Annotated in this window: 18 protein-coding genes; 2 read left to right on the top strand and 16 right to left on the bottom strand. The window is 69.9% G+C overall.

From position 1 onward, the window contains the following. Positions 1–101 precede the first annotated feature (101 nt). The 8 genes from mycP to ACZ43N_RS25780 form a co-directional block, all read right to left on the bottom strand. Positions 102–1478, bottom strand: coding sequence for a type VII secretion-associated serine protease mycosin (gene mycP, locus ACZ43N_RS25745; protein ID WP_468100708.1), 1377 nt, complete (start codon positions 1476–1478; stop codon positions 102–104). 30 nt (positions 1479–1508) lie between these two features. Next, on the bottom strand, positions 1509–3023 hold the full coding sequence (locus ACZ43N_RS25750) for a hypothetical protein (RefSeq protein WP_468100710.1): 1515 nt from the start codon (positions 3021–3023) through the stop codon (positions 1509–1511). Next, positions 3023–3532, bottom strand: a complete 510-nt coding sequence (locus ACZ43N_RS25755) for a hypothetical protein (protein WP_468100711.1) — start codon at positions 3530–3532, stop codon at positions 3023–3025. The genes ACZ43N_RS25750 and ACZ43N_RS25755 overlap by 1 nt, the downstream gene beginning before the upstream one ends. Positions 3533–3835: 303 nt before the next feature. Then, positions 3836–5011, bottom strand: a complete 1176-nt coding sequence (gene galK / locus ACZ43N_RS25760) for a galactokinase (RefSeq protein WP_468100713.1) — start codon at positions 5009–5011, stop codon at positions 3836–3838. 201 nt (positions 5012–5212) lie between these two features. Continuing rightward, the gene (gene galE, locus ACZ43N_RS25765; RefSeq protein WP_468100714.1) at positions 5213–6175 is read right to left on the bottom strand and encodes a UDP-glucose 4-epimerase GalE; all 963 of its coding nucleotides are present in this window, start codon (positions 6173–6175) and stop codon (positions 5213–5215) included. Then, the gene (gene galT, locus ACZ43N_RS25770; RefSeq protein ID WP_468100715.1) at positions 6172–7233 is read right to left on the bottom strand and encodes a galactose-1-phosphate uridylyltransferase; all 1062 of its coding nucleotides are present in this window, start codon (positions 7231–7233) and stop codon (positions 6172–6174) included. The genes galE and galT overlap by 4 nt, the downstream gene beginning before the upstream one ends. A 522-nt stretch (positions 7234–7755) precedes the next feature. Further along, entirely contained in the window at positions 7756–8655 is a 900-nt protein-coding gene (locus tag ACZ43N_RS25775; RefSeq protein ID WP_468100717.1) for a hypothetical protein, read from the bottom strand. A gap of 35 nt (positions 8656–8690) precedes the next feature. Next, positions 8691–9113, bottom strand: a complete 423-nt coding sequence (locus tag ACZ43N_RS25780; protein ID WP_468100718.1) for an ATP-binding protein — start codon at positions 9111–9113, stop codon at positions 8691–8693. Between the two features lie 210 nt (positions 9114–9323). On the opposite strand from ACZ43N_RS25780, the gene ACZ43N_RS25785 reads away from it, so the two are divergent. Both ACZ43N_RS25785 and ACZ43N_RS25790 read left to right on the top strand, forming a co-directional pair. Then, the gene (locus ACZ43N_RS25785) at positions 9324–10175 is read left to right on the top strand and encodes a helix-turn-helix domain-containing protein (RefSeq protein WP_468100720.1); all 852 of its coding nucleotides are present in this window, start codon (positions 9324–9326) and stop codon (positions 10173–10175) included. Positions 10176–10180: 5 nt separating this feature from the next. Next, entirely contained in the window at positions 10181–10390 is a 210-nt protein-coding gene (locus ACZ43N_RS25790) for a DUF397 domain-containing protein (protein WP_468100721.1), read from the top strand. A gap of 10 nt (positions 10391–10400) precedes the next feature. Here ACZ43N_RS25790 and ACZ43N_RS25795 read toward each other — a convergent pair whose 3' ends face one another. The 8 genes from ACZ43N_RS25795 to rsmA all read right to left on the bottom strand — a co-directional run bounded on the left by ACZ43N_RS25795 (position 10401) and on the right by rsmA (position 21549). Then, positions 10401–11096 (bottom strand): helix-turn-helix transcriptional regulator, encoded by a 696-nt coding sequence (locus tag ACZ43N_RS25795; RefSeq protein WP_468100722.1) that lies wholly within the window; start codon positions 11094–11096, stop codon positions 10401–10403. Between the two features lie 270 nt (positions 11097–11366). Beyond that, on the bottom strand, positions 11367–13298 hold the full coding sequence (locus tag ACZ43N_RS25800; protein WP_468100723.1) for an outer membrane protein assembly factor BamB family protein: 1932 nt from the start codon (positions 13296–13298) through the stop codon (positions 11367–11369). A gap of 79 nt (positions 13299–13377) precedes the next feature. Beyond that, on the bottom strand, positions 13378–15129 hold the full coding sequence (locus ACZ43N_RS25805) for an outer membrane protein assembly factor BamB family protein (protein WP_468100725.1): 1752 nt from the start codon (positions 15127–15129) through the stop codon (positions 13378–13380). A gap of 358 nt (positions 15130–15487) precedes the next feature. Then, positions 15488–17305, bottom strand: coding sequence for an ABC-F family ATP-binding cassette domain-containing protein (locus tag ACZ43N_RS25810; RefSeq protein WP_468100727.1), 1818 nt, complete (start codon positions 17303–17305; stop codon positions 15488–15490). After that, the gene (locus ACZ43N_RS25815; protein WP_468100728.1) at positions 17305–17883 is read right to left on the bottom strand and encodes a DUF2269 domain-containing protein; all 579 of its coding nucleotides are present in this window, start codon (positions 17881–17883) and stop codon (positions 17305–17307) included. Before ACZ43N_RS25815 ends, ACZ43N_RS25810 begins: the two co-directional genes overlap by 1 nt. A gap of 270 nt (positions 17884–18153) precedes the next feature. Next, positions 18154–19509, bottom strand: a complete 1356-nt coding sequence (locus ACZ43N_RS25820) for an acyltransferase family protein (protein ID WP_468100729.1) — start codon at positions 19507–19509, stop codon at positions 18154–18156. Positions 19510–19708: 199 nt separating this feature from the next. Next, complete coding sequence (locus tag ACZ43N_RS25825) at positions 19709–20611, bottom strand: 4-(cytidine 5'-diphospho)-2-C-methyl-D-erythritol kinase (RefSeq protein WP_468100730.1); 903 nt, start codon at positions 20609–20611, stop codon at positions 19709–19711. After that, a complete protein-coding gene (gene rsmA / locus ACZ43N_RS25830) occupies positions 20608–21549 on the bottom strand; it encodes a 16S rRNA (adenine(1518)-N(6)/adenine(1519)-N(6))-dimethyltransferase RsmA (RefSeq protein WP_468100732.1) in 942 nt (313 codons plus the stop codon). Before rsmA ends, ACZ43N_RS25825 begins: the two co-directional genes overlap by 4 nt. Positions 21550–21639 lie beyond the last annotated feature (90 nt).

Raw genomic sequence — 21639 nt, forward strand, 5'->3', positions numbered from 1 at the left:
GAGGCCCTGTTCATATGCGCCCAGCACCCCGCGACCACCCGATCGGGACTCCTGTTCGACGCGCATCTCTCAAGATCGAAAAGACAACAGCTTCTCAGCCCTCAGACAGAGTCAGGGCTACGGCCAGGAGTTACGTTGCCGTTCTGAGCGCCGGGAGGCGCGTACGGCAGGGCCGGGTGCTGCGTTGCCCCTGACGTGTGTTGGGGCGTCCCATAAGGATAGGGAGCCGCTGGGGTCGGAACTGCGGCTTGCTTCGCGCGGCGTTTGCGGGTGATGACGAGGCCTGCGATAGCCCCGCCGAACACTGCGGCGGCGAGGCCTCCGAACAACATCGGCATGAGAATGCCGTCATCTGACTCGTCGGCAGCCATCTCAGTGTTGTCCTCAGCTGGAGAGCCAGTGGAGTCCGTCACCGAGGGCTCTTGGGACGGCGACGCGGACGCCGCAGCCGCGAGGTCCGGGAGCGGGTACTCGTCGGCGGGGCCGGGGTCTCCAGGGTTTTGCAGGGCGATGCGGGGGCGGACGATTCCGTAGCCGATGGAGTCGTTGCGCCTGGCCCCGTCGGTGGGGGCGCCGATGGTGTTGAGCATGACTCGGAGGACCTGGTTGTTGGTCCAGGTTGGGTGCTTGGACCAGATGAGGGTGGCGCTGGCGGAGGCTAGGGCTGTGGCGTCGCTGGTGCCATGGCTCTCGCAAATGCCACTCTCAGTCCCGCACGCGTGAACCATCTCCTCACCCGGAGCTGCCATGTCTACCTGAGGACCGTGTTGAGACTCGGCTGTCCTATGGAGATCTCTTCCCACAGCAGCCACACCTACCACTCCGGGCGTGGCTGCCGGATACATGAGCTCGTTGGTTGTCTCCCCGTCATTTCCGACACCTGCAAAGACCAACGAGCCTTTGTCCAACGCGTACTTAACTGCCGCTGAGAGTTGGTGCGAACCTGCCGTGTAGGCCTGGGAGATATTGATGACTCTTGCGCCTGAGTCAACTGCGTAGCGGATCGCCTTCGGAGCTGCTTGGTTGAATCGGGCGTTGCCCTCAGCTTTGTTGGCAGCGGCGGCAGCCCTCGGAATACGGATCGGGAGGATCTTTGCACCAGGGGCCAATCCGAAGGCGCCCCGCCCGCCGTCATACGCCCCCGTCCCGGCGATGAGCCCTGCCATCCCCGTGCCGTGACCCTCATAGTCAGTGTGCTCGTCCCCAGGCTGATCCTCTGCGAAGTCTTTGCCCTTGAGGATGCGTCCCTTCAGATCAGGGTTGGTCGGATCGACTCCTGTGTCTATAACAGCGACCGTCACACCTTTGCCGGTACTGCTCTGCCACATTTGCTCAGCCCGCATCGCGTCAAGGAACCACTGTTCCTCACGGATCGTCTCGGCATGGGCCGGGGCTCCTGCGGCGGCCACCAGGAGCAGACCGAGTAGCACGGATGCCGCAGCACGGTGACGGCTACGTCGAGGGCTGGCGGTGCGCATATGCGTTGTTGTCTCCGTTCTGGGGACGCGTCAGTCGATGACCGGTGGCGTAGATCGGTCGCCACTCTTTCGTCTGTTGCGCTCGTTGTCAGTCGAGCGAGCTGGCCGGATGTTCCTGCTCTCCGACCTTGCTGAGGACGTCTGGCTAGAGGTGCGGTCGCTGCCTGTCTCGCCGCCCCCGCTGCGAGCGGTAGTGCTTGAAGCACCGCCAATGACACCGCCTCGAGCCGTTCCGCCGCCAGCTGTCGCGCCAGGGCCAGCCGCTCTACCCGATCCGCTTCCGCCGAGTCCAGCACGACCTGCACGCTGTGGAGTGCCACCGATGACGCCACCGTTCGGCGTGGAAAGCCGACTGGTAGGTGGCTGTCCTTGCTGGCCGATCGCTCGTCCCATAGAGGTTGTGGTGCGGGTCATGGGACTCATCGGCGAGCGACCAGTCTGACTCGGTCCTCCAACCACGGTGCCTCGATGGAAAGGTCCCGTCTGCCCTGCCAGCGGAGGAGTGGCCGGGCGCCCTCCGATGATGCCAGTACCGCCCGGCAGCCGCGCGGAATGCTGAGGGGGAACCGCCTGGCCAGGCAATTGCGGCATACGACCGTTCGCGGTTGCTCGCCCCTGTGGAAGGGGACCGCTCGGTGAAATGCGCCGGCCCTCAGGCCCCTGCGGGATCAAACCCGCATGAGGGACGGTTCCTGATCCGTCCGTTCGTCCTCCGTTGGGCTGGCTTCCCAGCGGCCCCGTCGTTGTCTGCTTGTCCGGCAACAACGTCTCCACGGAGTCGATGCCCATCCGTGTGGGAGGCGCGTCCTTCGTCGGTTCGTCCCCAAAGGTGTCCAGCGATCGCTTCACACCAGAGTTATCGGAAGCTCTGTCTAGGCTGCGTGATGAATCCGATGTGGCTTGGCCCGTGGAGGAGGGGGCGTTATGCACCTGAGCACCGGGGCTCCCTCGATCCCTCATATCGTCAACCGACCCGGTGTCCGGTGGCAGAACCGCATCCGGCGGCGGCGGAAACTTAGGCCTCTCCAATGCGTTCATCTGGTTCGCCGAGAACTCATACGCCTGCCCCAGCTTGATCATCTCGGCGGCCGCCTCCTGGCGGACCTTCTCCTTGTTGGCGGCCAGCGCCTCAAGCTCGCTCGACGACTTGGACGAGATCTTGTCGGCGTCCGGGTCGTTCGGGGCCGAGGCCGCCGCGACGCGGTTGGCCTCGGCGCCCTTCGTGTCGCGGGGGATCGCCGCCTGAGCTCGGGCGATCGCGTCCGAGGCCTGGGCCAGCCACTTTGCCGAGCTTTCGCTGAAGTCGCCCAGGCGGAGAGTGGAGTTGGCGAGGTCCGCGGTCCAGGTGCGGAACGCGTCGGCGCCCTCGCCCTTCCACTCGACCCACTGCGGGCGGATCTTGAGTTCCTCGGCGATCTTGTGGATCTCCTCGGCCGCCTTGGCCAGCCGGTCGGCGGCCGCCTGTACCGTTCCGCTGTTCGCCTGGTCGAGCCACTGCAGCATGCGCTCGTGGCTCATGTTGTCGAAAGGGTTACCGCCGGGCATCAGATCGTGCCTCCCGCGTCGCCACCGTCCGCCGGCGGCTGGGTCTGGGGCTGGGTCTGTCCGGGTGCCGTCGCGTCACGGGCCGGGGCCTGGGGGGACGTCGGCAGGCCGGGGTCGTACGCGCCGCCGTAGTGTTCCGTCGTCTCCGCGCTGATCGCGGCCATGCGGTCGCGGATGTCGAGGTCGATGTTCTGGTAGCCCTTGTGGGACGCCATGACGGCGATGCCCATGCCCTCCATGGAGTCGGAGAGCAGTTTGGAGAGGTTCTCGAGCTCCGTGATGACCGTCTCGTACGCGGTGAAGAGGCCCGCGGCCTCGGCCCATTCGCCGTTCCCGCCGCCGAACTGGGCGCGCGCCAGGGGTTCTTTGCCCACCTTGCCGGGGCCCGCGTCCGAGTCCTTGAGGTCGGTGATCAGTTGATCCACTCGCTTCTTGAACGCCGTGAACGACGTCAGCTCCGTGGCCACGTCCGCGGCCGCGTCGCGTGCGGCGTCGAAGATGCCGGACACCCACGAGGATCCTGTCGCGCCGCCCGTCGAACCGCCGTCCGCCATCACTGCCCTCCCCCGTAACACCGGCAACTCACCGACCACTTTAACTATTTGCTGTGACAGTGTGGTGTCCGGGGCGAGCGGAGCGCATGCGTGTTTCCACTCAGGCGTGGCGCACGGGGACGGCCGTGAACCGCCCGGCAGCGGGGGTCAGTGAGCGTTCGCGGGTGAAATGCGGGGAACACGCGTCAGGCCGCGCTCCCCCGACGGCGTACGGCGTAGGTACGTCGTCGGTGGGGGCGCGGCCCGCGCAAGCCTGGATCAGGACACCCGCCGTGCCCCCGCCGACGGCACCGCCACGAACACCCTCGGGGGCGTGAAGTCCGCCCCCGCGAAGGCCTCCTCGACCGCCTTCGTGACCGTGTCCGCGTCCGTCGACTCGACCAGCACGATCGCCGAGCCGCCGAAGCCGCCGCCCGTCATCCGGGCGCCCAGCGCGCCCGACGCGATCGCGGTGTCGACGACCAGGTCCAGCTCGGGGCAGGAGATGCGGAAGTCGTCGCGCAGGGACGCGTGTCCCTCGACCAGGAGGGGACCGATCGCACGCGTCTCGCCCGCCTCCAGCAGCGCGACGACCTGCTCCACCCGGTGGTTCTCCGTCACGATGTGGCGGACCAGGCGGCGGACCTCCTCCTCGTCACCGAGGCGCTCCAGCGCGGCGTCCAGTTCGTCGTACGCCACGTCCCGCAGGGCGTCCACGCCCAGCAGGGCCGCGCCCTTCTCGCAGCCGGCGCGGCGCTTGCCGTACTCGCCCTCGCTGTGGGAGTGCTTGACCTGGGTGTCGACGACCAGGAGTTGCATGCCCTCGGCGGCGAGGTCGAAGGGGATCTGCTTCTGGGAGAGGTCACGGGTGTCGAGGAACAGGGCGTGGCCCTGCTCGCAGCACGCCGACGCCGTCTGGTCCATGATGCCGGTCGGGGCGCCCACGTAGACGTTCTCCGCGCGCTGGCACAGGCGGGCCAGCTGCCAGCCCTTCAGGCCGAGGTCGAAGAGGTCGTTGAGGGCCAGGGCCACCACGACCTCCAGCGCGGCCGACGAGGACAGGCCCGCGCCCGCCGGGACCGTCGACGACAGGTGTACGTCCGCGCCGGTCACCTCGTGGCCGGCCTCACGCAGGGCCCAGACGACGCCAGCCGGGTACGCCGTCCAGCCGCGGTCCGACTCGGGGGCCAGGCCCTCCAGCGTCAGCTCCACGACGCCGCCGTCGATGTCGGAGGAGTGCAGGCGCAGGACGCCGTCGGTGCGGCGGGAGACCGCGGCGACGGTGGTGTGCGGGAGGGCGAAGGGCATGACGAAGCCGTCGTTGTAGTCGGTGTGCTCGCCGATCAGGTTGACCCGGCCCGGCGCCGCCCACACCCCCTCCGGCGCCGTCCCGTACAGCTCCTCGAACCGCTCGGCGACAACGACCTCGGCCCCGACCTCTACGGCCTCGCTCATGCCCTGACCCTGACCTTTCCTTGCCCACCGGCCGACATTCCGGCCGAACCCTACCGACCGGGACACCGGCCGGACCACCGGCCGACACCCCGGCCCACACCATCACCGGTACGCGAAACTCCGCATCCCCCGGCCCACCATCCCACCGGCACGAGGACGGCTACGGCGTCCCCGTCCCCGCCCACGTCGACCGGGGGCGCCTCACCCGGCCTGTCGCCGCGCGAACTCCCACGCGTCCGCCACGATCCCCGCGAGGTCCGCGCGGGACGGGTTCCAGCCGAGGCGGTCGCGGGCCGTGGCGGCGGAGGCGACCAGGATCGCCGGGTCGCCGACGCGGCGGGGGGCGACGACCTCGGGGATGGGGTGGCCCGTGACCTGGCGGACGGTCTCGATGACCTCGCGGACCGAGAAGCCGTTGCCGTTGCCCAGGTTGCAGATGAGGTGCTCGCCGGCCTCCGCCGCGTCCAGCGCGAGGAGGTGCGCCTCGGCGAGGTCCGCGACGTGGATGTAGTCGCGGATGCAGGTGCCGTCGGGGGTCGGGTAGTCGTCGCCGAAGACGGAGATCGCCTCGCGGCGGCCCTGCGCGACCTGGAGCACCAGCGGGATCAGGTGGGACTCGGGATCGTGGCGCTCGCCGCACGAGCCGTAGGCGCCGGCCACGTTGAAGTAGCGCAGGGACACCGCGCCCAGGCCGTGGGCCGCCGCCTCACCGGTGATCATGTGGTCGACGGCCAGCTTGGACGCGCCGTAGGGGCTGGTCGGGCGGGTCGGCGCGGACTCCACGATCGGGGTGGTCTCGGGCTCGCCGTACGTCGCCGCCGTCGAGGAGAAGACGAGCTTGCGCACGCCTGCCTCGCGCATCGCGCCGAGCAGCGCCATGGTGCCGCCGACGTTGTTGTCCCAGTACTTCTCGGGCTTCACGGCGGACTCCCCGACCTGCGAGAACGCGGCGAAGTGGAGGACCGCGTCGAAGGAGGCGTCCAGCCACTTCGCGGCGTCGCGGATGTCGCCCTCGATGAAGGACGCGCCGGCCGGTACGCCCTCGCGGAAGCCCGTGGACAGGTTGTCGAGTACGACGACCTCGTGGCCCGCCTCCAGCAGATGCTGGGCGACCACGCTGCCGACGTAACCGGCACCGCCCGTGACCAGGTACTTACCGCTCATGAACTCGCTACCTCTCGCAGTCGCTCGGCCGCGCGCTCCGGCGGCACGTCGTTGATGAACACGTTCATGCCGGATTCGGAACCCGCGAGAAACTTCAGCTTGCCGGAGGTGCGGCGGATGGTGAAAAGCTCGAGGTGGAGCGCGAAGTCGTCGCGGCTGACGCCGTCGAACTCCTCCAGCGCGCCGAACGGTGCCTGGTGCCAGGCAGCGATGTACGGCGTGGGCGGTTCACCTTCGCCGAAGATCCGGTCGAAGCGCCTCAAGAGTTCCAGATAAACCTGGGAGAAATCTGTACGAGCGTCCTCGTCGAGCGCCAGGAGGTCCGGCACCCGGCGGCGGGGGTAGAGGTGGATCTCGTACGGCCAGTGTGCCGCGTAGGGCACGAACGCCACCCAGTGCTCGGTCTGGAGCACGATCCGGTCGCCGGCCAGTTCGCTCTCCAGCACGGCGTCGAAGAGGTTCTCCCCGCCGGTGGCGTCCTTGTGGGCCGCGAGCGAGCGCAGCATCAGGGCGGTGCGGGGGGTGGTGAAGGGGTAGGCGTAGATCTGCCCGTGGGGGTGGCCGAGGGTCACGCCGATCTCCGCGCCCCGGTTCTCGAAGCAGAAGACCTGCTCGACGGAGGGGAGGTGCGACAGTTCCGCGGTGCGGTCGGTCCAGGCATCCAGGACGAGGCGGGCCTGCTCCGTGGTGAGGTCGGCGAAGGACGCGTTGTGGTCCGAGGTGAAGCAGACGACCTCGCAGCGGCCGGAGTCGCCGGCCAGTGACGGGAAGCGGTTCTCGAACACGACGACGTCGTAGGAGGAGTCCGGTATCTCGCTGAGCCGGTCACCCTGGGAGGGGCAGAGCGGGCATTCGTCGGCCGGCGGGTGGTAGGTGCGGCCCTGCCGGTGGGAGGCGATCGCGACGGAGTCGCCGAGCAGCGGGTCCCTGCGTACCTCCGAGGTGGTGACGGTGCGTTCCAGGGGCCGCTTGTCCACCGCGTCGCGCACGGTGTCGTCGCGCAGGTCGTAGTAGATCAGCTCACGACCGTCGGCCAGCCGGGTCGAGGTCTTCTTCACGCCGGACTCCCCATCCGTACCCGCATTCGAGCGATCAAGCGATCAAGCCATCACGTCATCGAGCTCACCAAACAGAACCGAACACATCAAAGCACAAGACCCCAGGTGCGTCACCATCACAATCAAACAAAGATCACCAGAAACAAAGATTGCTGGATCTTGGGGCTGATGTGAGCTGCGCAGGTGGAACGTCGCCGTGGTTCTGGGCGTCGGATTCACCCGCCACGGTCGTCGGTGGGAACGGGCCTCGGCACACCGAGGCCCGTTGTATCCGCGTTTCCGCCGTACGAGTGGGGCGGTGATCTGCTCAGCTCGGTTCTGTTCGGCTTGGCCGCATCCTGATCGGGCTTGGGGCGGTGGGGTTCCCTCTCCCGGCATGGCTCGCATGATCAGCCGGACGCGGTGCGGGCTGATCGTTGCGGATGACCTCGGCTGCGGTACGCGCCACGGACGCCCGGGTCAGACAGGTCAGGAGCGGTTCCTTCGAGCGGGCTCAGGTCGAACGCTGCAGCCTTGGCGGCGTCAGGTTGCGGCGCGGAACAGGTCCTCGGCCTCGGCCACATGGAGCGCCCGTTCCCCCCAGACCTTGAGCTGCGCGCGGTCCGTGCAGGAGGTGACTCGTTCGCGGACCGTGCCCGGGACCGGAATGCCCCGCCATTCGAGAACCTCGATGATCATCTCGGCTCGGCCCAGGATCCGACCCTGCTCCCGGCCTTCCTCCCGGCCTTCCTCCCGCGTCTGCTCGGCCAGCGGGTGTCGCCAGAAGTACTGCATCTCCGTCATCAAGTCCCTCCACAGCTTCCGCGCCTGGGGATCCACCAGGCATGAGTCGACGAACTGCACGAAGACAGCGGCGCTTTCCGCGTCAATGCTCCGCAGGGCGGCTACCAGGGATTCCAGTATGGCCGCAGCCTGGGCGCCCCTGCCATGTGTCATCGCCGAGAGCGCCGCGAGAGCCGGGTCCTGCCTGGCCGCCCACGCGTCCGCGATCACCGGGACGTTGTCCGGGCCCAGCACCAGGGGCCGCACCGTCAGCGAGGGACGGCCGCGCACACCGAGATGGATGGGCTCTCCCGCCCAGCGAGCGGTGGCGGCGTTCTGGGTGATCACGATGAGCACCGGGTCGCACCGGTACTTCGCGTACAGGTAGCTGAGGTAGTACGGCCAGCTGCGCCTTTTGTCCTCGTCCTTCTTTCCCTGCGACTCGACGACCAGGAGATACGTCCCCTCGTCGGTCTCCGCCCTCAGCAGCGTGTCCACGCGCCGCTCGACCGGCTCGATCTCCGTGAGGTCGACGTTCATGGCGGCGAACTCGCGCGGCTCGGGGAAGGGCACGTGTAACACCCTTTGCAGGGTGCGGGTGAGCAACGCGGGGTCCTTCTGGAAGATCCGGTGCAGTGCCTCGTGCGACGAGCTGACCATCGGCTCTCCCTCCTTTCGTTCGGATGGTCAACGAGTCATGCCGCGGCCAGGTCACACGGCAGTTCGCACCACACATATTTGCCCGACTGGCCGAACCGGGACGACGGCTGCCAGCCCCATGCGTCCGTGCAGGCCCGCACGAGGGCGAGGCCCCGGCCGGCCTCGGCGTACGGCTCCCCGGAGCGGACGGGCGGGCCTGGTGGCTGTGGGTCCGCGTCCCACGCGCCGATCCACAGCGCGTCGCCCGTCCAGCGCACGCGCAGGGCCGCGGGACCCTTGGTGTGGAGCACGGCGTTGGCGATCAGTTCGGTGGCGAGGAGTTCGGCGGTGTCCAGGTGGGAGGTGACGCCATGCATCTTGAGGATGAGGCGGAGGGTGCGGCGGGAGACGGTGACGGCTCGGGGGTCGTGGGGGATGTGGAGGACGTATTCCCAGGGTTCGGCGCCGGTTTCGGACACGTGTGAACTCCCTTGTTGGTGGGGGTTGGTCGGGCTCAGCGGTGGCATTGCCTCAGCCGTCACGGCATGACGGAGTGGTGCGCTTCCGGGTCCCGGCATTCCGCAGCGTGTGCGCCGCGTCACTGACGGTAGGGTATGAATTCATACCCCTGCAAAGCCCTGCCGTAATCTGACACCCGAACGTGGAGTCACTGAGAGGCAGTTGCCCGGATGACCATGCGGAACCAGCCGACGGCACGACAGGTGCGCCTGGGGGCCGAGCTACGCAGACTGCGGGAGGCGGCGGGCAAGCCCGCCAAGGAGCTGGCCGGACTGCTCAAGGTGAGTTCGGCGCACATGAGCCAGATGGAAGCGGGGAGTTCGGCGATCAGCGAGGAGCGGCTACGAAGGCTCGCGGCTCACTGTCTCTGCGCGGACGAGGAACTGATCGAGGCCCTGGTAACGATCGCGACCGAGAGCGGGCGCGGCTGGTGGGACGACTACCGGGGAGTCCTGCCCCAGGTGAATCTGGACGTGGCCGAAGCGGAGCACCATGCGAGGTTCCTCCACGAGGTGTCCATCGGTTACGTACCAGGACTGCTCCAGACCCCCGACTACGCCCGAGCGGTGTTCAGTTACACGCGACCGGAACTGCCCGACAGCGAGCTGTCCCCTCGGGTGGAACACCGGATGCGGCGGCGCGTGGCCATCGAGTGCGGCGCCCCGCTTGCGTACGAGACGATCGTCCACGAGTTCGCCCTACGCGTCCGGGTGGCCGACCGGCAGACATCAGTTGCTCAACTTCGGTGCATCCTGGACAAGATCGAGCAGGGCCACGTCACGGTGCGCGTCGTACCCATCGACCAGGACGGCTTCGGGGGTGCCGCCGCCTCGATGATGTATCTGGGCGGTCCGGTGCCCCAGCTGGACACCGGACTACGCGATGCCCCGACCGGCGTCCTGTTCATCGACGCACAAGCACAACTGACGCAACTGCGAACGCTCTTTCGTAGGGTGAGGGAAGCGTCGCTGGAACCCGCGGCGTCACGAGACTTCATCCACCGCTTGGCGAAGGAGCTGTGAGAAGCGTGCCGGACCAGGTCCTGCTCTGGCAGAAGTCCACGTACTCCGGCGGCGGCGAAGGGGACACCTGCGTCGAACTGGCCGCCACCCCCGACCACATACACCTCCGCGAATCCGACACCCCCGTCACCCAGCTCCGCACCACCCCCACCCCCCTCGCCGGCCTCCTCCTCCACATAAAGGCCGGCCTGCGTAGGCCTACGACGGCCCGCTGAGGCCCGTCCTCTACTCCTCCATCCCCGGCACCCCTTGCGCCACCGGCCCCGCCCGGTCCAGCAACCCCGTCCGCGCCGCCAGCGCCGCCGCCTCCAGCCTCGATCCCACGCCCAGTTTCATCAGGACCCGCTGGACGTGGGTGCGGGCCGTCGACGGGGCGATGCCCATGCCCGTCGCGATCAGCCTCGTGTCCTCGCCCTCCGCGACGCGGACCAGCACCTCCACCTCGCGCGGGGTCAGCATCCGGAGCAGCCGCTGGCCCTCGTCGTCCGGCTGGGCCGCCGGGTTCAGCAGTTCGCTGAACGCGCTCTGGAGCAGCTGCGGTGCCACCGCCGCCTCTCCCGCGCGGGCCTTCATGATGGCCCGCTCGACGCCCTCTATGCGTTCGTCGTGCCGTACGTAGCCCGAGGCGCCCGCCGCGAATGCGGCGGCGATGCCGCGCGGGTTGGGCACCGGGCCGAGCACCAGTACCGCCACCTGCGGACGCTCCCGCTTGATCCTGACCACCGGGTCGAAGATGCCGGGCTCGGCGGGTGTCGCCGTGCCGAGCAGGCACACCTCGGGTGCCCTTGTGATCACCAGCTCCGCGGCGCCCGCCGCGGGTGCCGCCGCGGCGAGCACCCGGTGCCCCCGCAGCTTCAGCGCCGAGGCCAGCGCCTCGGCGAGCAGTCGGTGGTCGTCGACCACCATGAGCCGCACTCCCATCGAGCCAGCCACCCCCCAGTCCCCCAATGGTCGCCCACTATGGCTGCCCACCGGGCCTCACGGACAGAAGCCCCCCGACTTCCCCGTCTGCTCCCCCGCTCTCATGCCCCCGGAAGCTACACGCTTGTTCGACGTTGCGCTCCCCCTCCCGGTGAGAAGTGCCCTGGATTACCGAAATCCCTCCGATTCGGGAGTGATGCGGGAAACGTGCACGGCCCCGCCCCTGACCAGGGACGGGGCCGTCGTGCGGGACCCAGGGGGCGCGTGGGGTTACTTCGCCCCGAATCCGAGCGCCGTGTACTCCTTTTCGTCCTCGTCATACGGCTTGCTGACCAGGTCCTTGCCGATGAAGAACCGTCCGTCGGTGTAGAGCATCTCGCTCAGCGTCGGCACCATCGCGCTGATCGCGCGGAGGACCGACTCGGACGACGGGGTCTCGATGAGGGTGGTCTGCTTCAGCGTCTTGCCGTCGATGGAGACGACCTGCGCGCCCTTGTCGTACGGGCCGTCCTTGTAGGCGATGATGTTCGGCCCGTCCATGCGGATCGGGAACAGCTCGTAGTCGTCGCCCGCGTCCACGCGGTCGCCGGTGGACTTACCGGTGGCCAGCGAGAAGGAGACGATCTCGTTGGTCCTGCTGTAGGAGCCGGTGCCGTCGTGGTTCTCGGTCGGCATGTACACCTTGTCGTTGCCGACGTAGATGCCCTTGCAGGCCCAGACACCGCGGACCGGGCAGTCGTAGTTGTACTTCTTGTCCGGGATGGAGATCTTGGCGCGCAACTTGCCCTTCTCGTCCAGCGAGAAGATGTCGCTGGTGCCGGTCAGCGGGATGTCACTGCCGGTCACCACGCCGAACACCACCGGCTTGGTGGAGATGATCTTGGCGCGGTCGATGCCCGCGGGCAGCTTGTACGTCCACTTGACGCTGCCCGACTTGGGGTCGAGCAGCTGGATCTCGAAGGTCTCCTCGCCGTAGTCGCCGCATTTGCGGACCGCGACCAGCTGGGCGCCGCCCGCGTAGCCCTCGTCCGTGCACTCGCCGACCTTCGGCGACCACAGCACCTTGCCGGAGTTGACGTCGAAGGCCGCGCCGCCGGAGTAACCGCCGGCAGCGGCGACCGTCGTACCCGAGATGGTGACCTCGCCGAACGGCACCTTGCTGCCGCTGACATCGGCGCTCTTGGTCCAGATCTCCTTGCCGGTGTCGACGTTGAACGCGATCACCTGGGTGCACGCCGGACGCTCGTCCGCCTTGCTGCGCTTGGCCTCCTCGGTCACCACGACGCTGATGCCCTCCGTGGTGATCTCACGGGAGCTCGCGCAGGTCTGGCCGGGCAGGTCCAGCGTCCACTTGGCCTTGCCGCTGTCCGGCTCATAGCCGACGATCTTGTTCAGACCGGCCTTGGCGTACGTCTTGCCGGTGAGCCAGGACCCCTTGACGCTGTCGATCTGGCCCTTGGCCTTGATCTCGTGCGCCGGCACCTGGAAGAGGACCTTGGCGCTGGTGCTGGAGGGCACCTTCTCCTGCGCCTCGGCCGGGATCTCCACTCCGCCGGAGGACGAGCCGCCGGACGACGAGGTGCCGCCGTCGGTGCCCTTCGGGTCGTCCTTGCCTCCGGTCGTCCCCTCGGAGCTGGCGGTGTTCTTCTTGTCGTCGTCACCGCCCTTGGAGGTGGCGTACCAGACGCCGCCGCCGACGATGAGGGCGATGGCCGCGACCGCCGCGGTGATGATGATCGCCGTGGAGTTGACCTTCTTCTTGCCGCCGGGGCCCTGCGGCTGCATCGGCATGGTCGGCGGCTGGTAGCCGTACGGCTGGCCGGCCTGGCCGTAGGGCTGCTGGCCGTACGGGCCCGGCTGCGGCTGCCCGTACGGGCCCGGCTGTCCGGGCTGGCCCGGGTAGCCGTAGCCCGGCTGCGGCGGGGGCGTCTGGGGGTAGCCGTAGCCGGGGCCCTGAGCGGGCGGGGGCGTCTGCGGCGGGCCCGCGGGCGGGCTCTGCTGCGGGTAGCCGTAGCCGGAGCCCTGTGCCGGCGGGGGCGTCGGGGCGCCGAAACCGCCGGCCGGCGGGGGTGTGGGCGCGCCGAAGCCGCCCTGCGGCGGGGTGTCCTGCGGTGACTGGGCCGGGGGCCCGGCCGGGGGCTGCGGCGGCTGGTTCGGGGGCGGACCCGGCGGCTGGTTCGGCGGGGGCGGCGGCTGCGTCATGACGTGAATACCTCGGAGCGGAAATCGGAAGGCGGGTGAGGGGCGAGAGGGGAGGTCGACCGGGACACCGGTCCCCGGCTCATTTGCCGTAGGCCAGCATCAACTTCTCCTTCGACTCGTCCACGCCCGTCAGCAGGGTGGTGGAGATGTAGAAGCGCCCGTCCACGTAGTCGATGGCCTTCGAGTAGAAGGAGCTCTCGATCTTCGCGGCGCTGTCCGGCATCTGCAGGAGCTTCGTCACCTTGGGCTGGGAGCCCGTGGTGGGGAACGACACGATCTGGCCGCCCTCGCCCCCGTACGTCGACTCCACGTACGCGATCAGCCTGGAGTTCTCGATCTTGACGGCTGACATGGCCGCTGCGGCGGGGGACTTGACGCGCCACTTCTCCTTGCCGGTGGACAGGTTGACCGCGACGATCTCGTTCGCGTCGTCCTTCGCCTCGGTCGGCAGGTAGAGGGTGTTCGCGTCGGCCGCGACGCCCGAGCAGCCCTGGAGGTTGCGGGAGATGATCCCGGTGTTGCAGTCGGGTTTGAAGGAGCCCTTGACGTCGAGCTGCGAGCGGGTGGAGCCGTCCGCCTCGAAGGCGGAGATGTTCCACTTCTTCTCGTCCTCGTTGGTGAGATAGAGGACGAGCGGGTTCAGCGAGTACACGTGGTCGACCCGCCAGCCCTTGGGGATCTTCCGCGTCCACTTGGCCTTGCCGGTCTTCGGGTCGAGCTCCTGGACCTCGTCGTGCTCCTTGTCGGTGGTGACCGCACAGGAGGAGACGGCGACCAGCCGCGCGCCGCCCGCGAACCCGCCCGGGTAGCAGGACTGGCCGTAGTCCTTCTTGTCCCACAGCTTCTTGCCGGTGGTGACGTCGTACGCGGTGCCGGACTGCGAGCGGCCCACCATGAGCGTGTCACCGGTGACGGACAGGCCGACGCTGATGTTGCTGTCGAACAGGGCGCCCTGCTCCAGCTCGGCGGACCAGCCCTTCTTCCCGGTGTTCAGGTCGATCTGCTGGAGTTGGTCGCACTCGGAGTCGTTGCTGCTGCCGCGCTTGGAGGCGACCACGATGTGGCCGTCGGCGGTCGGCTCCGGGGTGACCGTGCAGATCTTGCCCTCGAACTCGATGGGGTCCCAGGCAGGGTCGCCGCTCGCGACGTCGAACGCGAAGAGCTGCTTGTACGCGGCCTTCACCGCGACCTTGTCGGTGACCCACAGGCCGGGGGCGTCCGCACCCGAACCGGGCGCGTCCGGCGCGCTCTTGTACCAGAGCACCTTCGCCTCGCCCGCCTTGCGGCCCTCGTTGAGGTCGGAGATGTCGAGGTCCTCGCCGCCGCCCCCGTTGCCGTCGCCCTGGTTGACGGGCGCGGACGGGGAGGAGGAGGCCTTGGGGTCGTCGGCGCCCTTGCTCGCGCTCTCCTTGGCGACCGGCTTCTTCCTGCCGCCGTCGTCACCGAGGCTCGTCACCGCGAACACCGTGCCGCCGATCACGAGCAGCGCGGCCACCGCCGCGCCGACGGCCATCGCCGGCTTGCCCTTGAAGGGGTTCTTGGAGCCGCCGCCGGTCGGCGGGGTGGGCGCGCCGGGGTACGGGGACGGCGGATAGCCGTAACCGGGCTGCGGCGGCGGGGTGTAGGGCCCCGGCTGCTGCGCGTACGGGCCGGGCTGCTGGGCGTACGGGCCCGACTGGGCGGGCGGTTGCTGCGGATAGCCGTAGCCGGGGCTCGGTGCGGGCGGGCCCTGCGGCGGGGGTGTCTGCGGATAGCCGTACGGCTGTTGCGGTCCGGGGTTCTGCGGAGTGCCGAAGCCGCCCTGAGGCGGCTGGTTGGGTGGCTGAGTCATCAGCGCGTTTCCCCCTGTTCGCTGCTTTCGAGCCACCCGTCGTCACGCGTGGTGTCGCTTCCCCGACTGTTCCCAGTCGGCTCTTTCTATCACTGCGACACGACAACGCACGGGGCCGGTCGATCCCCTGTTCCCAAGGGAGGACCGGCCCGTGATGCCTCCGTTACGCTCCTTCACGCCCCCTTCACGGGACGCACGCCCCGTGTGCCGCAAGGCCTTTGGAAGCGCCGGGACTTGTCAGCGTCGGCCAGGACCAACGCCCCGAGGGGGCACGGGAATTGCGCGACCGGCCACCCCACGATCAGCACCCGGCACCGAACACCGGTCCCCCGCGGCGAGCGCCCGCACCCGCCTACCGCTATGCGTCCTCCGCGAGTTCAAGCCACCGCATCTCCAGCTCTTCCTTCTCCCCCGCCAACGCCCGCAGCTCCGCGTCGAGTTCTCCCACCTTCGCGAAGTCCGTGGCGTTCTCGGCGATCTGCGCGTGCAGCTTCGTCTCCCGCTCGGAGAGCTTGTCCAACTGCCGCTCGATCTTCTGGAGTTCCTTCTTCGCCGCGCGGGCGTCGGCTGCGGAGACGACCTTCTCCGAAGCCGAGGCAACGGGCTTGGCGGCGACCGGCGAGGCCGCGGCCGCGGCCTCCTCCATGGCGTGCCGCCGCTCCAGGTACTCGTCGATCCCGCGCGGCAGCATCCGCAGCGTGCCGTCACCGAGCAGTGCGAACACCCGGTCCGTGGTCCGCTCGATGAAGAACCGGTCGTGGGAGATGACGATCATCGAGCCGGGCCATCCGTCGAGGAGGTCCTCCAGCTGGGTGAGGGTCTCGATGTCGAGGTCGTTCGTCGGCTCGTCCAGGAAGAGGACGTTGGGCTCGTCCATCAGCAGCCGCAGCAGCTGGAGCCGCCGCCGCTCACCGCCGCTGAGGTCGCCCACCGGCGTCCACTGCTTCTCCTTGTTGAACCCGAAGGTCTCGCAGAGCTGCCCGGCCGTCATCTCGCGCCCCTTGCCGAGGTCGACGCGGTCGCGGACCTGCTGCACGGCCTGGAGCACCCGCCACTCGGGGTCGAGTTCGGCGACCTCCTGGGAGAGATAGGCGAGCTTGACGGTCTTGCCGGTGACGACACGTCCGGCGACCGGCTGCTTCTCCCCCTCGCTGCGGGCGGCGTCGGCCATGGCCCGCAGCAGGGAGGTCTTGCCGGCGCCGTTGACCCCGACGAGCCCGATGCGGTCACCGGGGCCGAGCTGCCAGGTCAGATGCTTCAGCAGCACCTTCGGCCCGGCCTGGACCGTGACGTTCTCCAGGTCGAAGACGGTCCGTCCGAGCCGGGACGACGCGAACTTCATCAGCTCGCTGCTGTCGCGCGGCGGCGGCACGTCCTTGATCAGCTCATTGGCGGCCTCGACCCGGAAGCGGGGCTTGGACGTCCGGGCGGGCGCCCCGCGCCGCAGCCAGGCCAGCTCCTTGCGGACGAGGTTCTGCCGCTTGGCCTCCTCGGTCGCGGCGATCCGCTCCCGCTCGGCCCGCGCGAAGACGTAGTCGGAGTACCCGCCCTCGTACTCGTAGACCGAGCCCTTCTGGACGTCCCACATGCGGGTGCACACCTGGTCGAGGAACCAGCGGTCGTGGGTGACGCAGACCAGCGCCGAACGCCGCTCGCGCAGATGGCGGGCGAGCCAGGAGATGCCCTCCACGTCCAGGTGGTTCGTCGGCTCGTCCAGGACGATCAGGTCCTGCTCCTCGATGAGCAGCTTGGCGAGCGCGATACGGCGCCGCTCACCGCCGGAGAGCGGTCCGATGACGGTGTCGAGGCCCTGCGGGAAGCCGGGCAGGTCGAGCCCGCCGAACAGTCCGGTGAGGACGTCCCTGATCTTGGCGTTGCCCGCCCACTCGTGGTCCGCCATGTCCCGGATGACCTCGTGCCGGACGGTGGCGGCCGGGTCCAGGGAGTCGTGCTGGGTGAGCACGCCGATGTGGAGGCCGCCGGAGTGGGTGATCCGCCCGGTGTCGGCCTCCTCCAGCTTGGCGAGCATACGGATGAGGGTGGTCTTGCCGTCCCCGTTCCGTCCCACGACTCCGATCCGGTCCCCTTCGGAGACGCCGAGCGAGACCCCGTCGAGCAGGGCGCGGGTGCCGTACACCTTGCTGACGTTCTCGACATTGACCAGGTTGACGGCCATTACTCTCCTGCCACGGGGACGATCGACCCTCCAGGGTAGTCGGCGGCCGTGGCAGTCGTGGCGGGACGCTTGCCCCGGCCGTGTGCGGCCCTCCGCAGCCGACGGCCGCGCCGGGTGAGCCCCCAGGGCTTGAGGACCGAGATCACGGTCATGAAGACGTACGCGGACAGCGAGACGACCGGCCCGAACAGCACGTCCCCGGCGTCGGGCAGCGGTCCGCCCGCGGCGACGGCGGTGACCGCCCCGTTCACACCGGGGCGCAGGGCGAGGACGGTCGCGGTGAGCGTGGCCAGGGTCAGCCAGAACTTGGTGTACACCCAGCGGTGCCTGGCCAGCCCCCACACGGTGCCCAGCGACAGTGCCAGCCCGCTCAGGAAGGTCAGGAACCCGACCGGGATCAGGAGCCAGTCCGCGAACAGCTGCATGGCACGGACGGACGCCTCCACGGCCACCGCCGACCCGGTGGTGTTCGCGGTGACCCCGAGCGCGAGCAGCCCGAGCGTGAGGCCGAGCCAGCACGCGGAGACGGCTACGTGGACGACCAGGAGGCCCCGGCGTACGGGGCGGCTTGTCCTCATGCGGTCACCCTGCCGGGGGGCGGCGGGGGCGGTCGTCTGCCGGTGGGAGTATCCGCGCGTACGGAGGGGGGAGTAAGGGCTGGTTGCCGGGTGCGGGTGGGTGGGGGGTTTCTCGCGCAGTTCCCCGCGCCCCTGAAGGGAACGGGCCTGCGGCCCGCCCCTTCATGAAAAGCACGGGGCGCAGCCCCGGTCGCTTTTCAGGGGCGCGGGGAACTGCGCGAACAACCACGACGGACCCGCACCCGCCCGACAACAGTGGCCCCCGAGCTACTACGCGTCCCTGCCCACCCGCTCCACCAGCAGCCACCCCGCGAGGGTCATCCCCACCGCCGCCGGGGCCGTCACCTGAACGGCGATCAGCAGGGCCGTCCGCCCCTCGAAGAGTCCGCCGAAGCCGACCATCGACAGCCCGAGGACGCCGAGCAGGCAGAGGGTCACGCCGAGGGCCGCTGCGGGCCCCGCGTATCCGGCGGGCGACGTCTGCCCGGCGGGACGCCCTTGCCCGCCGCGGCCCGCGGGCCGTTCGAAGCCCCGGAAGGCGGCCACGAGCACGGCGGTCACGACGGCCGCCGCGGCGAGCCGCAGGGGCAGCTGGGCCCACCAGGCACCCGAGGCGGGGACGGGCAGAGACGTGTCGAGGGCGAGCAGCACGCCGTACACGCCGAGCATGGCGGAAAGGTGCCACAGGAACGCCGTCATCGAGATGCCGTTGGCCGCCACGACCGCCCGCCACACCTTCGGCCGCTCCAGCCATCGCGCGACCGGCCCGCGCACCCATTGCACCGCGCCCACCAGCCACACCCCGTGGCACAGCAGCGCGAAGGTCGGCGGCGCCATGTTCGACACCTTCTCTCCGGGCATCCCGACCATCGACAGCGGATACGGCCCGTACGCCACCAGCAGTGCGGCACCAGCCAGCCCCGCCCCGGCGAGCAGGTACGGCCGCGTCAACAGCCCGTCGGCACGCAGAAATCCGAGCTGGTGGATCGCGAGCCAGACGAAGGCGAAGTTCAGGAACTCGACGTACGGCACGCCGAGGGCGAAGCGCAGCACGTCCACGGCGGCGGCCGCCGCGACCAGCCCGCCGAACGCGCCCCACCGGTACCGCTCGTGCAGCCTCAGCAGCGGCGGGGTGCACGCCACCATCGCGAGGTAGATCCCTATGAACCACAGCGGCTGCGCCACCAGCCGCAGCGCCACGTCGATCAGCCCGCCGCCCTGTCCCCCGAGGTGCAGGAGGACGGCGGCGGCGCCCCACACCCCGATGAACACCATGGTGGGCCGCAGCAGCCGCTGGAGGCGGGCGCGCAGGAAGGCCGGGTAGACGGAGACCGCTTCCGGGGCCTTGCGGCTGAGGGAGCGGTAGGAGAGGGCGTGCGAGAAGCCGCCGACGAAGAAGAACACCGGCATGATCTGCAACGCCCAGGTGAGGATCTGCAGCCGCGGCTCGACGGCGAGGAGGTTCCCCACCTCCACCCGGCCGTCGCCGCCCGTCGTCACGGCCGCCATCAGCCAGTGGCCGAGGACGACCGTGCCGAGCGAGGCGACCCGCAGCAGGTCGACGTACCGGTCACGGGTGGAGGGGGTGGCGGCGGCGAGTGCGCTCGCGCTGACGCTGGCAGTCATGGGAGTACGGTCGCGCGGCGGCCCCGGCGGCGGGCAGCGCTCAGGTACTCAAGTCGGTTCTGAGTACGTGCGGTTGGGCTCTGGTGAGAGCCCTTAGGGGTCCCTTCCCTATGAGCGTCCGATCAGGTCGCGTGGTCCGGTGTCGTGCATCGCAAGGCACCAGACCACGCGACCCGGGCGGGCATAGTGAAAGGCCCCCTCAGGGGACGATCGTCGCCCCCGGTGCCGGGGAGACGGCCACGCGGGCCGCCTTGCACACGCCGGCGGCGAGGAGCCCATCGGCGACGGTGTGCGCCGAGGCGGCGTCGCGGGCGAGGAAGGCCGTGGTGGGCCCCGAACCGGAGACGAGGGCGGCGAGCGCCCCGGCGGCGCGGCCCGCGGCGAGGGTGTCGGCCAGCTTCGGGAAGAGGGACAGGGCGGCGGGCTGGAGGTCGTTGGACCCGGGCAGGAACGCCGCGAGGGCGTCGATGTCGCCCTTGGCGAGCGCGTCGAGCAGCACCTGGGACGCGACGGGCTCGGGCACCTCGTGGTTCTCGTGGAGCCGGTCGAACTCCCGGTACACGGCGGGGGTGGAGAGCCCGCCGTCCGCGACCGCGAAGACCCAGTGGAAGGTGCCGCCCACGTCCAGCGGCCTCAGCCGCTCGCCGCGCCCCGTGCCGAGCGCCGCCCCACCCACCAGGCTGAACGGCACGTCGCTGCCCAACTCGGCGCAGATGTCGAGAAGTTCCGCACGGGAGGCGCCGGTGCCCCACAGCGCGTCACAGGCGACCAGTGCGCCCGCCGCGTCCGCGCTGCCGCCGGCCATGCCACCGGCGACGGGGATGTCCTTGGCGATGTGCAGCCGTACGGCCGGGTCGATGCCGTGGCGTGCGGCGAGGGCGAGCGCGGCCCTGGCGGCGAGGTTGGTGCGGTCCAGCGGGACCTGGTCGGCGCCGGGGCCCTCGCAGGTGACGGTCAGTTCGTCGGCGGGGGTGGCGGTGACCTCGTCGTACAGCCCGACGGCGAGGAAGACGTTGGCCAGGTCGTGGAACCCGTCGGGGCGGGCGCCGCCGACCGCGAGCTGGACGTTGACCTTGGCGGGCACGCGGACGGTGACGCTCACGACGGGCGGGGCTCCTTGGTGTGCTGGGCGGGCTGGGCGGTGTCGAGGGGGTCGACGCCGGTGCTCCCGGCGCTGCCCGCGGCGCGGTTCTCGGCGATCGCGGCGAACTCCTCGACCGTCAGGGACTCACCGCGGGCCTGCGGGGAGACACCGGCGGCGACGAGCGCGGCCTCGGCGGCCGCCGCGGAGCCCGCCCATCCGGCGAGGGCGGCGCGCAGCGTCTTGCGCCGCTGGGCGAAGGCCGCGTCGACGACGGCGAAGACCTCGGCCTTCGTCGCGGTCGTCCTGATCGGTTCGGTGCGGCGGACGAGCGACACGAGGCCGCTGTCGACGTTCGGCGCCGGCCAGAAGACGTTCCGGCCGATCGCGCCGGCCCGCTTGACCTCCGCGTACCAGTTGGCCTTGACCGAGGGGACTCCGTACACCTTGGAGCCCGGTCCGGCGGCGAGCCGGTCGGCGACCTCCGCCTGCACCATCACCAGGGTGCGCTCGATGGTCGGGAACGTGTCCAGCATGTGCAGCAGCACGGGGACCGCGACGTTGTACGGGAGGTTCGCGACGAGAGCGGTGGGCGCCGGGCCGGGGAGCTCGGCGACGTGCATGGCGTCCGAGTGCACGAGGGCGAAACGGTCGGCGCGGGCCGGCATCCGGGCGGCGATCGTCGCGGGGAGCGCGGCGGCGAGGACGTCGTCGATCTCGACGGCCGTCACCCGGTCGGCGACCTCCAGCAGCGCGAGGGTCAGGGAGCCGAGGCCCGGTCCCACCTCCACGACGACGTCGTCCGGGCGGACGTCCGCGGTGCGCACGATCCGGCGCACCGTGTTCGCGTCGATCACGAAGTTCTGGCCGCGCTGCTTGGTGGGACGCACACCGAGCGCTCCCGCGAGTTCGCGGACGTCGGCGGGGCCCAGGAGGGCGTCGGGGGTGGGGCTGCTCACGAGCACCAGGGTACGGGGGCCGGGTGCCTGGTGGCTCGGGGGTGCGCTCTCGTTGGCGGCTGCGGGTGGTGTGTGGTTTCTCGCGCAGTT

The sequence above is a fragment of the Streptomyces sp. NPDC030814 genome (genome assembly GCF_055572155.1).